Source organism: Flavobacterium sp. XGLA_31, from assembly GCF_051547105.1.
Classification (GTDB): domain Bacteria; phylum Bacteroidota; class Bacteroidia; order Flavobacteriales; family Flavobacteriaceae; genus Flavobacterium.
The window spans coordinates 515,727-531,462 of record NZ_JBPTTM010000001.1; the positions used below are offsets into that span (position 1 = coordinate 515,727).

Sequence of the window (15,736 nt, forward strand, 5' to 3'; positions counted from 1 at the left end):
GTGGTTGTAGCGTCCTTTTATCTATTAATAAGGATTTCAAAAATTGATTCAAATTGGCTGACATGTTTTTCCAATGAAAAGTGTAAATGTACACGTTCATGTCCTTTTTCTCCAAATAAAATTCTTTTATTTTCATCTCCCACAAGAGTCGTAAGAGCTTCAGCGAGTTTTTCCGGATTTCCCGGTTCGAATAAATACCCGGTTTCTTGTGGCAGTACAATTTCAGTAAGACCACCGTGATTAGCAGCCACAACAGGTTTTTTGGCTAACATGGCTTCAATCGCTACCATCCCGAAAGGCTCTGGTTCAGTAGAAGGTACTACAGCGATGTCTATAGCATCCCAAAACTTCCAGATTCCTTCTTGAAAAGGAATGATTTCAACACGTTGATTTAACTGAAATTCACTGATTTTATCTTTTAATTCTGTTTCGAAAAAATCCTGATTGGGAGGGGCTGAACCTATAAAGACTAATTTGGTTTGTGGCAATTTATCGGCAATGAGATGAAATGCTTTCAAAAGTAGTTGCTGCCCTTTCCAACTGTTAATTCTTCCCACAAGTGCAATGACTACTTGCTCTCTGTTGACCTTGAAGAACTTTTCTCTGACTTCTTGGATCTCATTTTGAGTGTAAACCGGTTTTTGGTTGACATCCAACCCATTCCATATAAAGTCGGATTTTGCAGATAACTTTTCGTTTCCTTTAATCCAAAAATTCATCGTTTCTTCTGAATCGTAGATTACTTTATGGTTAGAGTTCCAAGACAGAATCCATTTGAATAATTTATTAATGATAATCGGTTTGGCCAGTATTTCCTGTACATGCCAAAGATGTTTTATTTTCTTCTTTTTGGCAAAAAGTATGCCTATCAAAACTGCTAATGTATGCGAATAAACAAGCTTAAAATCATACTGTTTGTGTAGCTCTTCCAAGTGTTTTAATCCTAGTTGGTATTCTTTGAAAAACTTTATTATTCCTTTGGGAGTCATCATTTTTCGATAGAGCTTAAGTACCGGAGAGATGATGACTTTAATATTATTTTTTTCCAATTCATCCTTTAATGGACCTTCAAAAGGGAGAATCACTATGGGTTCGTATTTGGACTTATCCAAATTGGAGATGAACATTAAAATAGTTTTATCGGAGCCATAAAGTTCTGCCGATTGGTGTAAAAAGAGGATATTGCTTTTCATTTATTTAAATTTTTCTCTGTAGGCAATTAAAAAGCCTATCAGTATTGCTTTGGTCTCTGTTAGATTGTAAAAGCCCAAAAAGACCCAGTTTGAAATAATCATAAAAAACCCGGTTCCTATAAAAAGTAAGTTGATATAGTGTGTTTTTTCATTATCAGTCCTTACACGAATAAAAAAATAAAAGATAGTCGACAGAAAAATGAATATCCCTAATAATCCTGATTTTAAAAACACAATCATAAAACCGTTGTGTAAAATGGAAATAAAACGAAGCTTCATATCACCCAGCCATACTTCCTGTTTCAAATCAATTTGAGAACCGATTCCTTTTCCGAAAACAGTTGGTATCCATCCGTCTCGGGTCACTTGTCTTATGGTCATGATGTTCTCATAAGAACGATAATTATCATTAAAATCTTTATAGTCCTCCCGATTGATTTTTGTCTTAAAAGGTTCTAAAGGAGCTACTTTTATCTTATACAAAAACCCTTCAAATCCCTCAGCATCACGTCTCGGATTCAATGATAATACAATAAAATATCCTATTACAGAAGTGGCAATTATAGTCAAAAATATGGTTACCGATTTTCTATTCAAAACAAAGTATCCTTTAAGGGCCAGGAATAATATCAAGAACTGAATAAAGTTGGTCCGCGCTAAATACATCAAGGCAGAGAAACCAACAATCACTGCCAGTATAAGGAATTTTTTCGGTGAATAATTAAGCCGGAATTTTTTGTGAAAAAGTATGATTACAAAGACATAAATTTCATAATCACTGAAATATCCGGCATGAAATCTGATGTCAGCAACTGTAGTTGCTTTGAAAATTACAATAGCAAAGAATAGGATAATAATATGACAGATCGCTATAAAAACCCCGGCATTTACTATCAATCTGAAGGCATTTTCATAATTTCGCTTGCACAATTGATACCCCAATAAAAAACCTACTATAGGCTTACAGAGATACACAATATCTCTGATTATAAAATACCTTTGGTAATCACTGTAATAAAAACTGACAAAAATCGCAATTGTTAAAACAGCTAGAAAGGGAGCTATTAATCTAATCAAAGACAACGAATAACTTCTGCAAATACTCACCAAAAAGGCAAAAGACCACACAGAAATAGTGAGTTCAAAATTGTCAAGATACGGAGCTGCTATACTCAGCAAAAACAATAATTGATAACGAAAATTATGAGGAATAGTGATTTTCATTTATTCAATTTTTTTGATGACTTTAGCCGGCACACCACCAATTATAGAATTATTCGGATAAACACCGTTTACCACTGCACCAGCAGCTACTACCGAATTGTCTCCCACCTCGCAACCATCTAAAAATGTAACTTTGGCGCCTACCCATATGTTATTGCCTAGTTTTATGCCTTTGGATGAAGTTCCTTGTTCTCTGATTAGTTTTGTGAGGTCATTGAAATTATGATTTTCCGAATGAAATGAAATATACGAACCCATGATAACATCATTGCCAATTTCAATTCCTCCCGGAGCACCGAAATGGGTAAAATCGCCAATGGCCGAATTATTTCCCATTTTTAACCCTTTACCAAACTTTGAAAAATGACTGGTAGACAGTAATTTGGAATAACAGCCTATTTTGACACAATCGCCCAAAATGATTTTTTCGGAAGCAAATCCGTCAATAACGCAATGGCTTCCTATGGTAACACTCTTTCCGAAAATAATATTTTTTGAATTTAGAATTCGAGTATTGCTCCCCACAAAAATTTTCCTTCCGGTTTTCAAATAACCTCTCATCAACATGACTAATCTGCTGAAAAGAACACTATACATGAGTTTTGCTGGGATTCGTTCATCTATTTGATAACTTTTCCCGGAACTTGCCAGCATTTTTTGGAATATTCCTCTAATCATTAAGGCACAATTTTACAAGAAGCTTCAAAAATACGATAGTTTTTAACTTGTGCTAAAAAATAAGTCTTTTTTAATTGTCTTGAAAAAAATGAAAGAGGTAAAAATTTCTGTAACAATTAATGCGATGAGAACTCCTAAAACATGGTAAATTGGCGTAATCAGCACAATGATAAGCAAGCTGACTATTGTGATAATCATAGTGACTTTAACATAAGTGCCTTGCTTGTTGGAACCTAAAACCAGCTGTTTCAAAGGAATTGTCACCCCTTGCAATATTGGAATAAGTATGGCAATTTTTAACAGGTTGCTTATCGTTGTTATTTCTTTTGGATTAAAATAGGATACAATTTCAACCGAAAAAATCATAACGCCCAACATAGACAAAATGACAAACAACAAATTCAAACCATTGTAAAGTTTCCAGAAATGGAGTGCTTCTGCTTTGCTTTTCTCCAGTAAATAACATACCCTAGGATAAACGAAATTGAAGAAAAGCAAAATATACGTTTTGAAAATAACGATGATTTGGTCAATGATTTTGTATTGACCAGCCATCGCGTTTCCTCCAAAAAAACTAATTAAAACAATTGGGGAATACATTTGGAGCGAAACAAAAATCTGAGAAGAAAAGATGGAAAAATTCTTTCTAACCATTTTGATTACTTCTGTTTTCTTTACTTTCGAAAATGAAAAGGAGTGATGAAAAACAATATAGAGCCATGTTATTCCATAAGCTATAATCATCCCGGCTCCCCAAATCAGATTACTATAAACATAATCTTGTGCTTTGTTGATAAAGAGGAAAACACCAATCAGATAAATTATTTTTGACAATATATTGAGAATCGTTATCCATTTAAAATTTTCAATACCTTGTAAAAACCAAGTCGGATTAATGTACTGCCCCACCACCATAGATAAACTCAAAAAAAACAATGTTTTTTCTTTGCTGAAATAAGGGATAAAAGAGAAAATGATGGAAGCCAAAACCAGCATTACTAATAATAACAATAGTTTTGCTACATAGGTGGTAACAAAAATCTGTTCCAATTCCTCATGGTTTTTTCTATTAATGGCAACTTCTTTTACACCTATAATCTCAGAACCATAGTCAATAAAAACCATTATAAAAAAAGCCAGTGCCATTCCAACTCCTATTTTGCCATAGCCTTCTTCACCACAAATAGAAACAATATAAGGAATAACCAATAACGGTGTTATTAAGTTAAACACTTGCCCAAAACCATAAACAATAAGATTATTGAATTGCTTTTGATTTTTAAAAAGAGTGATTGCTTTTTGAAACATTTTGATTTGTTAGTTTCCAAATTTAAGCTAAAAACAAAAGCTGCAAATAGAAAAATATTCTGTTTGCAGCTTTTGTAGATTTTGCTTGATTTACTGAGAAGTCAATTTTTTTATTACATCAACTATTTCTTGTCTAGGATAAAAAAATGGTGTTTTGTATTCTGATCCAACTTTTAATATCTTTAACGTACCATCTGTAGCATTTATCTCTGTTTTGAAGCTTTTGTTATCTATAAAGTATTTGAAAAAGTCTGACCCTTTAATTAAGTAGTCGTTCCCATAATATGAAATTTTGAGGTTATAAACTGTAACGGATTCTTGTTCTTTATTCATTCCAAAATCAAGTCTAATGTCGGTTGGTAATAATTCTTCAGACAAATTAAATACAATTGTTTCTCTTTTGTTATCTCCCGTTACCCCATGCCAGACGGTCATTTCACTTGTAAAGTTTATGGTACTATCTTCTGTATAGTATAGTGCAAAATCATCTTTTTTTGAGGCTGCTAAATCCATTTCAACACTAAAGTTCTCTTTAATGGCTTTTGCTGGTTTTTCTGCTGTCGGTGTAGTCGTTTCTTCCTGTTTGCCTTTACAAGAAGTTCCCAATATCGATAGTAATATAATCGAAAAGAATATTTTTGCTCTCATTATTTTTTGTTTTTTGTTTCAAAATTAGTGAATATACTACATACTTTACAAATTTTATTTTTTCTGTAATTGGACTCCATAAATAACGACGTTTCTATCTAAATTATTTACGAAGATATCATTGTCAAATATAATCAATATTCTTCCTCTTTTATTAGTGTTGATTTCAAAATCGAAGGTTCTTTCCATTTCCTCTGTTTTTTCACTCAAATAATAATTGGCAATTTTTTGTCCATTTAGTTTAATAATTAGATGAGCATTTTCTCCATTAAGTTTTTGATTTGGTAAACTGTTGGCCTTAATTGTTAAACTATACTTGCCCTTTTCAAAATTTACTAACGGAGACTTAATGATACCATTCTCAAACATCATTAAATTACCATTTGAGTCAAAATTTGCTGGAGTAAAATTTTTACTTTCAAGATTTGGAAATGGGTTTTCTTTAGGGGGATTTTTCGAAATATAATGATGAGCCCAAGTATCATATTTTGCAAAACTCTCTTTTAATTTAAAATTATCCTTAAGAAATTGTTCGGAATCTGGAGATAATTTATATGGTAACGAGTTTCCATCCATATACCAAAACGATTCCATTGGAACAACATTATTTCTCATAGATATAACATAAGATTCTAAATCGCTTTCAACCACTGGTTTGCCGTTTCCATCTTGGTTGAAAAAATAGGACATTAACCATCCATAAGTGGAAACGATCTTATCTTTCTTTTTATTTCTTTTTATGATTAAGTTAGTAATTTCCCTAAACTCTGTTTTTGTCACTTTATTGTAATAATCTTTTATTAAAATCAAATCTGTTAATGCAAAAGAAATTATGACAACAATTACTAAAATTTTGGATATCTTATTTTTAATTAAATCAATCCCAATTGCTATCATAAGTGTTAATGCTGGAATAAGAGCAATAAAATAACGATGTAAAATCATGGGTTCGCTTAAATATGTCTTTAGAATTGGAAGTAAAATGGGGAAAAAAAACCAAGAAAACAATATTAGACAACTAAATATTGGTTTATTGTTTATAACCTCATCATAAGTAACTTTAATGTTTTTTTGATTAAAGACTGTTATAAGGTAAAAAATAATAAGCAAGGAAAAAGTAAAAGATAGTAGCTCCGTATGTCCTAAAAAAAGTGAAAATATTTCTGTGAAAATACCTGGCCCAGGAATTTGAATCCATCCTGATTTAAATTCAGTCATTTTCATAAACATCTGAAACATTGGCAGAGAACCAATAAAGGTTACAAAAAATATAACCACACCGTTTTTAAAAAAAATACTTTTTTTGTCTTTTGGTGAGATTAAAAAGATAAAAAATAATAGTAGGTACTGAGAAAAAATATTCAATATTCCTATAGTATGCGAATTGAAAATTAAAGCTGCTGCAAATCCATAAAATGTAGCATTTCTCATTGTAGGCTTTTTTATGAAGATTATCATTCTGTAATAGGAAACAATGACAAAAAACATATAAAGCATATACGGTCTAGCTTCTTGTGAATAAGAAATTGCAAACCAGTTAACAGCTAATAATGTCGCAGCAATCAAACCGGTACTTTTGCTAAAAATGGTTTTCCCTAATTTGTAACTGTAAAATACGCTCAAAACTCCAATCAGGGCAGAAAACATTCTTGCGGTATATGTAGAATATGTAAAAATTTCATTTAGGGTTCTAACTATAAGAAAATAAAAATGCCCCATTCCTTCTCTGAAATGAATCGTACTAACAAATTCCTTAAAAGAAAGTTTGGGGTTGGTCTCATTCATTGTAAAAATCTCATCTAACCATATACTTTGAAAATCCAGATGGTAAAATCTTAAAAACACAGATAGAAGTAGTATTGCAATCAATATGTAATTCTCTCTTAAACAATTAATAATTTTCATATTTTTATTTTTTTGCTATAATAAAACAACTACTTCCAAAGGAGCTTTTTCTCCCTTCACTGATTTTTAAAATCTCTTTGTTTAGGAAGTGACCCATAGTTTTTTGTGTTATTCCTTTTTTAATTTTATGCTCATTTTGATGTTTTTCAAAGTCATCCGATTTTTTGTTGAACCCCAATACACTTGGTAAGGTCCTTGTTAAAAAAATGGGTAATGGCAGCGGTGAGAATATATAGGAAGCATATTCAATTTTAAATCCGGCAAGCTGAAGACACTTAGAAATCGTTTTAATGGTATATCTTTTATAATGCCCTGCATCAACATCTTCATTTGACCACAAAAAATTATATGCCGGAACGGTAAGAAATACAAATCCGTCTTTTTCAGTATAATTATAAATCATTTTTAGAAATCCTAAGTCGTCTTCTATATGTTCTACAACATCAAACAATCCTACATTCGGCAATACGTTTTTTTCAAAATTTGCTTCCTCCAAAGTTGAACAGATCACATGGTTGAGTCCTCTTTTTTTGGCATTCATACAACCATTTATTCCTGGTTCTACAAGCACTGATTCAATATGTCTGTCCTCTAAATATTTGGCAACAAAGCCATTTCCACCTCCGATATCAAAAAATAAATTATTTATAGCATATTTTTTAAAAGCCATATAGATACACTTATTTCTATGCTCAAACCAAAAACTATTATCTTCTATTTTAAAGAAATCTTCATTTCCTTTTTCGGGATATGAAATTAGTGACGTTCTTTCAGAAAAATATATTCCGTCTTTTTGAGTCAACCCATTTACATATTTCCCTATTTCCATAATTGTTTTAGTTTCTTAATAACTTCATCTGTATCGACTTCGTAATATAGTGGTAATCTCAACAATTGATCAGTAAATTTATCAGACTGTGTTAATGTATTTCCACAATGTTTTTCCCTATAAAAAGGACTTTCATGTAAGCTAATGTAATGAAAAACTGCTAAAATTTCATTTTGTTTAAGATATTCTAAAACGGTTGTTCTTTGCTCAAGGTCTTTACAAACCAAATAAAACATATGAGCATTATTTGTTGCATATGTCGGGACATTTGGTAGTTCAATTTCGTTACTTTGAGCCCAATCATACAGATTATTATAATATTTTTCCCAATGTGTTTTTCTTACCGTTTGAATTTGTTCCAGATTTTCTAATTGAGCCCATAAAAATGCGGCTACTATTTCTGATGGTAAAAAAGAACTTCCTATGTCTACCCATCCATATTTATCGACCTCTCCTCTAAAAAAAGAGGAACGGTTTGTTCCTTTTTCCCATATTATTTCTGCTCTTACAATAAATTTTTCATTATTAATAGCTAATAAACCACCTTCTCCCGAAATGATATTCTTGGTTTCATGAAATGAGAAAGCTGCCAAATCACCTATGGTTCCCAAGGGTTTTCTCGCCCCTTCCCTATCTGTATAATAACTGTCAATCGCTTGCGCGGCATCTTCAATAACATACAAATTATACTTTTTGGCCAAATCCATTATAGTATCCATTTCACAGGATATTCCAGCATAATGTACGGGGACAATAGCTTTGGTTTTTTCTGTAATCAAAGATTCTATTTTAGTCTCATCTATATTGGGATGATTCTCTCTACTGTCAGCAAAAATAATTTTTGCCCCCCTTAATACAAATGCATTTGCTGTTGACACAAAGGTGTATGATGGCATAATTACCTCGTCTCCAGGTTGAATATTTATCAATATTGCTGCCATTTCTAGAGCATCTGTACACGATGTAGTCAATAACGTTTTTTTTATATTATACCTTTTTTCAAAAAAAGCCTGACATTGCTGCGTATATTTTCCATTACCAGATATTTTACCTGACTTAACAGCGTCTTCTATATACTTCGTTTCGTTTCCTGAAAGATATGGTTTGTTAAAAGGTATTTTCATTATAATCGTATTCTTAATTTGTTAAAGTTAACATATAAACCATCTTCTTCATAAATCGCTTTGGTTATTTTTAATAGTCGTTCTCCACAAACCACCACGGGACAATTTGAATCTATGTATAAAATTTTACCATAATCTCTATTGATTATTTTCAAATCATCAATGACTAAGGCCTCCAAAACTCTGATTGTCTTATTTTCCATTGTCAATTTGGCTCCTTTATAAGGAAAACCTAAAGCATCTATCGTCCTAACTATTCTTTCAGCTGATTGACTCCAATCAATAGTATAATCTTCTTCATCTCGCCATAAACTATAACTGGCAATACTTTCATCCTGAATTATTTCAAGTAATGAATTATTAGCTTTTTTTTCCAAAACCTCCATTAGTAACTCTGCATATAGCTTGCTTACTACTGCTATAGCTTTTTCTATTTTTATTGGATATGCAATTTTTGTTTTTTTTATCCCAACTATATTGCCTTTATCAAATTCTTTATCTGCTTTTATCGCAGTAACCCCTATTTCATTATAACCTTCTATCAGTGATGTAACTAATGGATTAAAGCCTCTGAGTTCCGGAAGAATAGAATCGTGAAAAACAATTAATTTTTCAATATTGTGGTGAATTATCCATCGCCAACCTATGGCAAACATTATATCTGCATCACTCTCTATTTTCAATTCATTTGTTCTTTCAAAAAAGAGGTAACTATTTTGTTTGCATACTGTTTTTATTTCTTCAAAATAATCATTTATCACATTTTTATCTCTTGCAGCAACTACATAGTTTAATTTAAAATTAGGGTTATTGTTACATAAATCTGAAACTGCATTTAAACAACTTATCCCTTTTTCCCCTGCAATAAATAAACCTATCCTAACCATGATTAATTAATATTTATAGTTTCATCAATAATAAAAACAGGCCTGTTTTTTGTTTGATCAAAAATCTTCCCAACATAAATACCTGTAATACCAATAGTGGTTATTATTATTCCAGATAGAAACCAAATAGATACTATTATGGAAGTGAATCCAATTACCTCAATCTTGTTAGCAAAGGCCTCATAGAGGTAATAGGCCCCCACAATAAATGATAGCAAAGAAATGATTATGCCAAATTTCACCATTATTTTTAATGGTTTATTGGAAAAAGAAATAATCGAGTTAAAGGCTAAGTTTATTAGCTTGGATAAACTATAAGTTGTCTTTCCTGAATTTCTGGAAGAGTGTTCAACAGTAATTGATGTGGCCTTGAATCCGACAAAATTTACAAAAAGGGGGAAAAATTTAATATAATCCGGAATAGTTAAAATGGATTGTATTACTTTTTTATTATATACACCGAAATTAGCAATTTCATTATCATACTTTGTATCGGTAAAAAAGCCGTATACTTTTGAAAATAATTTAGAAGATAGCTTTTTTAAAAAACTATCCTTTCTATTGGTTCGCCTGGCTAAGACAATATCAAATCCTTCTTTTGCTTTTTCGTAAAGCTTAATTATTTCTTTGGGTTGATCTTGTAAATCGCAGTCCATTACAACAATCCATTCGCCTTTTGCATGATGTAATCCTGCCATTATTGCCGGATGTTGGCCAAAATTTTTACTTAGACGCAGGCTCAGAAGATTGCTGTTCCCGATGGATAAGGCTTTCATTTTTTCCCATGACCCATCCGGACTTCTATCATCTACTAAAATAATTTCATAAGGTAAACCTATTTGTTTCATTGTCAACTGAATTTCTGAAACCAAATTTTCAACAATTGACTCAGCTTTATAAACAGGACTTACTATGGATAGTATTGGTTTTTGATTCATAATCTAACATTTAGTAAGTATACAGTTAAACTCCAAATTGAAAATTCATAAACTTGTTATGTAAAGCTTCTTAATAATGATTCCTCCCAATTAGCGATTACTATTCCAAATTGATATTTTATTTTTGATTTATCCAAAACACTATAAGCCGGTCTTTTAGCCGGAGTGGGATAACTTGAAGTAGGAATCAGTTGTAAATTTATACTTATATTGTTAAATTCAAATATTTTCTTGGCAAAATCATACCAACTGCACTGTCCTTCGTTACTGAAATTATAGATACCAAAAGTGTTTTGATTGCTCTTGATGATTGCGACCAAGGCCTCTGCCAGGTCAACGGCATTAGTTGGTGTTCCTATTTGATCATTTACTACTGAAAGTGTGTCTCTCTCTGTAGCCAATCGGAGCATGGTCTTCATGAAATTGTTTCCAAATTGCGAATACACCCAAGAAGTTCTGATGATAAAATGTTTTTCCAAAATTTGTTGTATCGCTTTTTCACCATCCCATTTAGTTTGACCGTAAATCCCTGTCGGATTGGGAATATCTGTTTCTAAGTAGGGGGTTGTTTTAGTTCCGTCAAATACGAAATCAGTAGATATATGAAGTAAAATAGTGTGGTGTTCTTTGCAGCTCTTGGCCAAATTTTGGGCACCTACCACATTAATCAAGTGAGCTTTTTCAGGTTCACTTTCGGCTTTGTCCACTGCTGTATATGCTGCGGCGTTAATACAATAATCAGGTTTGTATTTGGAAAAGGTTGCCAAACAGTTATCCAAATCAGTAATGTCTAATTCTTGTGATGAGCAAAAAATGAAATCAAGTTCAGGATAATTTGGTGCAATAAATTGCAGACTTTGTCCCAATTGTCCTTTGCTTCCTGTAACTAAAACTACCATACTTTCTTTGCTTTTTCAAGAGATGGTAACTGAATGTCTTTTTCCGAGATGATTAAATTTTCATTCGGAAAATTCCAATCAATTCCTATTGATTTGTCATTGTATATAATGCCTCCTTCACTTTCTTTGTTGTAAAAATTATCACATTTATAAAAGAAAACAGCCGTTTCACTCAACACCAAAAACCCATGGGCAAAACCTCTGGGTACAAAAAATTGTCTTTGGTTCTCTCCGGACAAAAGAACAGATTCATATTGTCCGTAGGTAGGGGAGTCAGGTCTGATATCAACCGCTACATCCAACACTTCGCCTTTTAATACCCTCACCAGCTTGGCTTGAGCATGTTTTCCGGTTTGATAGTGCAATCCACGCAAAACTCCCTTCGAGGAAAAAGACTGATTGTCTTGAACAAATTGAACTCTTTTTCCTGTTCCGGCTTCAAAAGTATTTTCGTTGAAACTCTCCATAAAGTAACCGCGTTCGTCAGTTATTATTTTGGGTTCAATAATAAAACAGTCTTCCAGTTTTGTCGGAATAAAATTCATAGTCTAAATCAAGCTTAATAGATGAGTTCCATAACCGCTTTTCAATAAAGGCTCGGCTAATTTTTTTAATTGCTCGGCATCAATAAAGCCCATTTTGTAGGCAGCTTCTTCAATGGCTCCAATTTTTAACCCTTGTCTTTCTTCTATAACCTGTACAAATTGACTGGCTTGCATCAGTGAGTTAAATGTTCCGGTATCCAACCAGGCTGTACCTCTATCAAGTATACTTACTTTCAGTTTACCGCGCTTCAAATATTCTTTATTGACATCCGTGATTTCCAGTTCACCCCGATGACTGGGCTTAATATTTGCAGCGATCTCCACTACGGCATTGTCATAGAAATAAATTCCGGGAACAGCAAAATTTGATTTTGGATGTTCCGGCTTTTCTTCAATAGAAAGTACGTTGCCGTTCGCATCAAAATCAACCACTCCGTACCTTTCCGGATCATGAACGTGGTACGCATAAATGATACCTCCATCCGGATTATTATTGGCCAACAATAAATCAGATAACCCGGTACCATAAAAAATATTATCTCCAAGTACTAAGGCTACTTTGTCGTTACCAATAAATTCTTTCCCTATAATGAAAGCTTCAGCTAAACCATTTGGATGTTCCTGAACCGCATATTCAAAATGACAGCCTAAAGATTTTCCATCGCCTAATAATTGTTTGAACAAAGGCAAATCATGTGGTGTCGAAATAATTAATATTTCACGAATACCTGACCACATTAACGTTGACAAAGGATAATAAATCATCGGTTTGTCATAAATTGGCATCAACTGTTTGCTAACGGCAAGAGTAAGAGGATGTAAGCGAGTTCCGGAGCCTCCGGCTAAAATGATTCCTTTCATAATCAACTATTCATTTTGGCTAACTGTCTTCGGTAATATGATTTGAAATATCCTCCTACAGCATACAACACAATAAAAAGTAAAGGCAAAATAAATTTCAATTTACCATTTATTGTATCTGTATTCTTTATGTTAAGTGTAACACTGTTATCTTTGATAACCTTATCAAGGTTTACCAATTCAATTCGATGGGTTCCTTGTTCCGAAATCAAATCGTTTTTAGTTTTAATTACGTCATTCAGTTGTGAATTTTCATTATAATACACCAATTTATCACTCTTGGCTGAACCGTTAGTGGTGCTTGAAAAAGCATTTAAAAACCCGTTGATTTGCGAAATAATAGAATCATTCTCAACCATTTTGGTTTTAATATTATTCATGAATTGCTTTTGTATCAATGTGTAATAATCAGTATTGTTCAGATAATTTAAAAGCGGTTGAATGGTTTTAGCGTCAGTTACTTCCTTAGTAGTTTTAAAAGTAATCAGATGAAAAGGGTAATTCTTACTGGTCAGATTTTCGGTTACAATTTTTTTAATATCTCCGTCTTCAGCCATCAACTTCAACAACTCGAAATTTTTGTCTTTATCTTCAATAAATTTATAAATATCCAAAATCGGCTGGATTTGAATTTTTTTGAATTTTTTTGAGTCTTTAATCCCTACCACATCTCTCAAAAAGACTGTGTCATTATCCTCTATTTTAGAGTTAATTAATTCAATTTTAGCATATAAGTAATCCGTTGAACCGAAATTAGGACAAACAATCAATTGATGATCCAGCGATTTTGTTTTCTTGTCCAAATAAAAACCTATACCGGCACCAAGCAAAAATAAGATTCCTATCCAGAGAATATTTCTCTTTAAAAATAAAATCCCTCTGAAGATACTCGTGGAAATTCCTTCAAAAAAATTACCCACTTTTTTTGAAATCTGTGACAAGTCTATTTCCTGATTGTCGGTGTTGTTCTGAGATGTTTCGCTCATAAAAATTTATTTAATGTTAAAGATTTGTTCTAATATTTTAATGGTAATTAAATACGTTGGTTTCACACCCGTAGTTCCTAATCCTCCCGAAGCCAAAGTACTTCCGGTTTCTAAAGGATTATCCGAGGCGTAATATGCATAACGGACTTTTACATTGGGATGGATGCTCTTTCTGATTTTAGAGGCGGATTGAATCGCCTTTTGGTAATAAGCTCCTTCCATTTCCAATCCAATAACACCCCACGTAGATTCATGGAAAAATTTCAACAAATCTTTGTTTTGTAATGAGGTTCCCAAAACCGTAATCATAGGACCGGCGTAGACCGGAATGTCATTGCCTTCAAACATAGCTGCTGTTAACTCGTTTTCAAACGGATAGTTATCCGCTGTTCCTTCATTGATGTGAGCAGACGGAATCATGATGTCGCCTTTGCCCCCTTCCAAAATTCCGGCTTTACCCATAATGGAAACTGATTCAACATTCAAAAACGTTTTGTGTTTGGCTTCTTTATAAGGTTTCAATAGCTCATCAATAGTTTCAAATGCCTGTTCGCCAAAAGCATAATCCATGACAATCAACACAGGAGCTTCTTTGCCGATTTTAGCTTTCGGGAAACCGGACTTCGCCCAGTCAATCTTGGCTGTGTCAAAAATTTGCACATCAATATTAGTTCCTGATTGATCCGGAAGTGAAATCATTCCTTGCTTCAAGGCTACCTCTACGACTTTGTTTCTAACCGGATCCGCTCCGGATTTACTCAATTCTTCATAAATAAAGAAATCCGATTTGTCTTTAAATTTGGTTTTCAACGCATTCATGGCAAAAATCGAATTCATTACACTGTGCATGTTGGCACTGATGATGTGTATGGGCCTTTCTAAAAGATTGTTCGCTTTCAACACTTCTTTAATGTTGTTCGCCCAAATCTCTCCGTGAATATGGTGTCCCAGTCTTTCTCTCAAAATCGGACTGAAAGTAATCGTTCTTTTGTTATTGTTAACGATTTCTTCTATAGCCAATTTGCCCAGCCAGTAAATTACATGTAAAAATCGGTCCGGCTTTTCTTTGGTGCCAAAAGCGTCATAGATATCTAAAACTTCTGAAAAACTTCTCCCCAATACATTCGCTGCATGTGAAATCGCTATTTCTTTTTCAGTAAGTGACATCTTTTTGTTTTGCAAAACGGCCTGCTCCAGTTTTTCCCAATCACGGGTTACCTCTACTTCAATTTCATCCAACAAAACTCTGTTTTTAATTTTGTGTGATTCAATAAAAATAAAAGTGAGGTGTGTCAAAATATCGTAAATATCCGAGCGTCCACGGGTAATCTCTACATTCATTTGTTCGTCATCAATACGATAACAGTTTCTTCTTCTTTTGGGTGGAACAATCGCCTGAAAATGCGATTTAGAGTAGCCTTCGTCTGAAGTTAAATTGATAAAACGACATTCTTCAATGCCCACCGGAAGTCGTTCAATAACATAAAGCAACCCGTTGAGTTCAACTTTTTCTTCTGCAATACTTCCGTAAATTTCGGGTCTTAGCGACAATAGTGCTTCCCTTAAAGTTTCTCCAGAAACACCCATCGGTTTGTAAAAACCTCTGTTGAATAAATGTCTCATGGTAATGTACAATCGTTCGATAGCTGCCGACGATTCTTGCGCCCGGGAGCGCGAAATGTTCTTAATTTCTTTCATTAATATATTTTTT

At 33.1% G+C, this 15,736-nt stretch carries 15 protein-coding genes; all 15 read right to left on the reverse strand.

Annotated features, from left to right (window positions below; translation table 11 throughout):
* Window positions 1–17 precede the first annotated feature (17 nt).
* Window positions 18–1,193, reverse strand: coding sequence for a glycosyltransferase family 4 protein (locus tag ACSVH6_RS02215; protein WP_438075115.1), 1,176 nt, complete (start codon window positions 1,191–1,193; stop codon window positions 18–20).
* The gene (locus ACSVH6_RS02220; protein ID WP_438075117.1) at window positions 1,194–2,417 is read right to left on the reverse strand and encodes a hypothetical protein; all 1,224 of its coding nucleotides are present in this window, start codon (window positions 2,415–2,417) and stop codon (window positions 1,194–1,196) included.
* A complete protein-coding gene (locus ACSVH6_RS02225; protein WP_438075119.1) occupies window positions 2,418–3,095 on the reverse strand; it encodes an acyltransferase in 678 nt (225 codons plus the stop codon).
* Window positions 3,096–3,137: 42 nt separating this feature from the next.
* Window positions 3,138–4,403: an oligosaccharide flippase family protein gene (locus tag ACSVH6_RS02230; protein ID WP_438075121.1), complete on the reverse strand. Its 1,266-nt coding sequence runs from the start codon at window positions 4,401–4,403 to the stop codon at window positions 3,138–3,140.
* A 90-nt stretch (window positions 4,404–4,493) separates the two neighbouring features.
* Entirely contained in the window at window positions 4,494–5,051 is a 558-nt protein-coding gene (locus tag ACSVH6_RS02235; protein ID WP_438075123.1) for a hypothetical protein, read from the reverse strand.
* A gap of 54 nt (window positions 5,052–5,105) precedes the next feature.
* Complete coding sequence (locus ACSVH6_RS02240; RefSeq protein WP_438075125.1) at window positions 5,106–6,956, reverse strand: glycosyltransferase family 39 protein; 1,851 nt, start codon at window positions 6,954–6,956, stop codon at window positions 5,106–5,108.
* Window positions 6,957–6,960: 4 nt separating this feature from the next.
* Window positions 6,961–7,785, reverse strand: coding sequence for a methyltransferase domain-containing protein (locus ACSVH6_RS02245; protein ID WP_438075127.1), 825 nt, complete (start codon window positions 7,783–7,785; stop codon window positions 6,961–6,963).
* Window positions 7,776–8,909, reverse strand: a complete 1,134-nt coding sequence (gene rffA / locus ACSVH6_RS02250) for a dTDP-4-amino-4,6-dideoxygalactose transaminase (RefSeq protein WP_438075129.1) — start codon at window positions 8,907–8,909, stop codon at window positions 7,776–7,778. Before rffA ends, ACSVH6_RS02245 begins: the two co-directional genes overlap by 10 nt.
* Window positions 8,909–9,796: a methionyl-tRNA formyltransferase gene (locus ACSVH6_RS02255; protein WP_438075131.1), complete on the reverse strand. Its 888-nt coding sequence runs from the start codon at window positions 9,794–9,796 to the stop codon at window positions 8,909–8,911. Before ACSVH6_RS02255 ends, rffA begins: the two co-directional genes overlap by 1 nt.
* Before the next feature lie 2 nt (window positions 9,797–9,798).
* The gene (locus ACSVH6_RS02260; RefSeq protein ID WP_438075134.1) at window positions 9,799–10,734 is read right to left on the reverse strand and encodes a glycosyltransferase family 2 protein; all 936 of its coding nucleotides are present in this window, start codon (window positions 10,732–10,734) and stop codon (window positions 9,799–9,801) included.
* 56 nt (window positions 10,735–10,790) lie between these two features.
* Entirely contained in the window at window positions 10,791–11,633 is an 843-nt protein-coding gene (rfbD, locus tag ACSVH6_RS02265) for a dTDP-4-dehydrorhamnose reductase (protein ID WP_438075136.1), read from the reverse strand.
* Complete coding sequence (gene rfbC / locus ACSVH6_RS02270; protein ID WP_438075138.1) at window positions 11,627–12,178, reverse strand: dTDP-4-dehydrorhamnose 3,5-epimerase; 552 nt, start codon at window positions 12,176–12,178, stop codon at window positions 11,627–11,629. Before rfbC ends, rfbD begins: the two co-directional genes overlap by 7 nt.
* Before the next feature lie 3 nt (window positions 12,179–12,181).
* Window positions 12,182–13,039 carry a glucose-1-phosphate thymidylyltransferase RfbA gene (rfbA, locus tag ACSVH6_RS02275; protein WP_438075140.1) on the reverse strand — a complete coding sequence of 286 codons (858 nt, stop codon included), beginning with the start codon at window positions 13,037–13,039 and terminating at the stop codon, window positions 12,182–12,184.
* Window positions 13,040–13,041: 2 nt separating this feature from the next.
* Window positions 13,042–14,025, reverse strand: coding sequence for a hypothetical protein (locus tag ACSVH6_RS02280; RefSeq protein ID WP_438075142.1), 984 nt, complete (start codon window positions 14,023–14,025; stop codon window positions 13,042–13,044).
* Window positions 14,026–14,031: 6 nt separating this feature from the next.
* A complete protein-coding gene (locus ACSVH6_RS02285; protein WP_438075144.1) occupies window positions 14,032–15,723 on the reverse strand; it encodes a DUF6909 family protein in 1,692 nt (563 codons plus the stop codon).
* Window positions 15,724–15,736: the final 13 nt, after the last annotated feature.

Coding starts and splice junctions, on each gene's coding strand:
- ACSVH6_RS02215 (WP_438075115.1), bottom strand. CDS start 1,193: ATGAAAAGCAATATCCTCTTTTTACACCAATCGGCAGAACTTTATGGC.
- ACSVH6_RS02220 (WP_438075117.1), bottom strand. CDS start 2,417: ATGAAAATCACTATTCCTCATAATTTTCGTTATCAATTATTGTTTTTG.
- ACSVH6_RS02225 (WP_438075119.1), bottom strand. CDS start 3,095: ATGATTAGAGGAATATTCCAAAAAATGCTGGCAAGTTCCGGGAAAAGT.
- ACSVH6_RS02230 (WP_438075121.1), bottom strand. CDS start 4,403: ATGTTTCAAAAAGCAATCACTCTTTTTAAAAATCAAAAGCAATTCAAT.
- ACSVH6_RS02235 (WP_438075123.1), bottom strand. CDS start 5,051: ATGAGAGCAAAAATATTCTTTTCGATTATATTACTATCGATATTGGGA.
- ACSVH6_RS02240 (WP_438075125.1), bottom strand. CDS start 6,956: ATGAAAATTATTAATTGTTTAAGAGAGAATTACATATTGATTGCAATA.
- ACSVH6_RS02245 (WP_438075127.1), bottom strand. CDS start 7,785: ATGGAAATAGGGAAATATGTAAATGGGTTGACTCAAAAAGACGGAATA.
- rffA (WP_438075129.1), bottom strand. CDS start 8,909: ATGAAAATACCTTTTAACAAACCATATCTTTCAGGAAACGAAACGAAG.
- ACSVH6_RS02255 (WP_438075131.1), bottom strand. CDS start 9,796: ATGGTTAGGATAGGTTTATTTATTGCAGGGGAAAAAGGGATAAGTTGT.
- ACSVH6_RS02260 (WP_438075134.1), bottom strand. CDS start 10,734: ATGAATCAAAAACCAATACTATCCATAGTAAGTCCTGTTTATAAAGCT.
- rfbD (WP_438075136.1), bottom strand. CDS start 11,633: ATGGTAGTTTTAGTTACAGGAAGCAAAGGACAATTGGGACAAAGTCTG.
- rfbC (WP_438075138.1), bottom strand. CDS start 12,178: ATGAATTTTATTCCGACAAAACTGGAAGACTGTTTTATTATTGAACCC.
- rfbA (WP_438075140.1), bottom strand. CDS start 13,039: ATGAAAGGAATCATTTTAGCCGGAGGCTCCGGAACTCGCTTACATCCT.
- ACSVH6_RS02280 (WP_438075142.1), bottom strand. CDS start 14,025: ATGAGCGAAACATCTCAGAACAACACCGACAATCAGGAAATAGACTTG.
- ACSVH6_RS02285 (WP_438075144.1), bottom strand. CDS start 15,723: ATGAAAGAAATTAAGAACATTTCGCGCTCCCGGGCGCAAGAATCGTCG.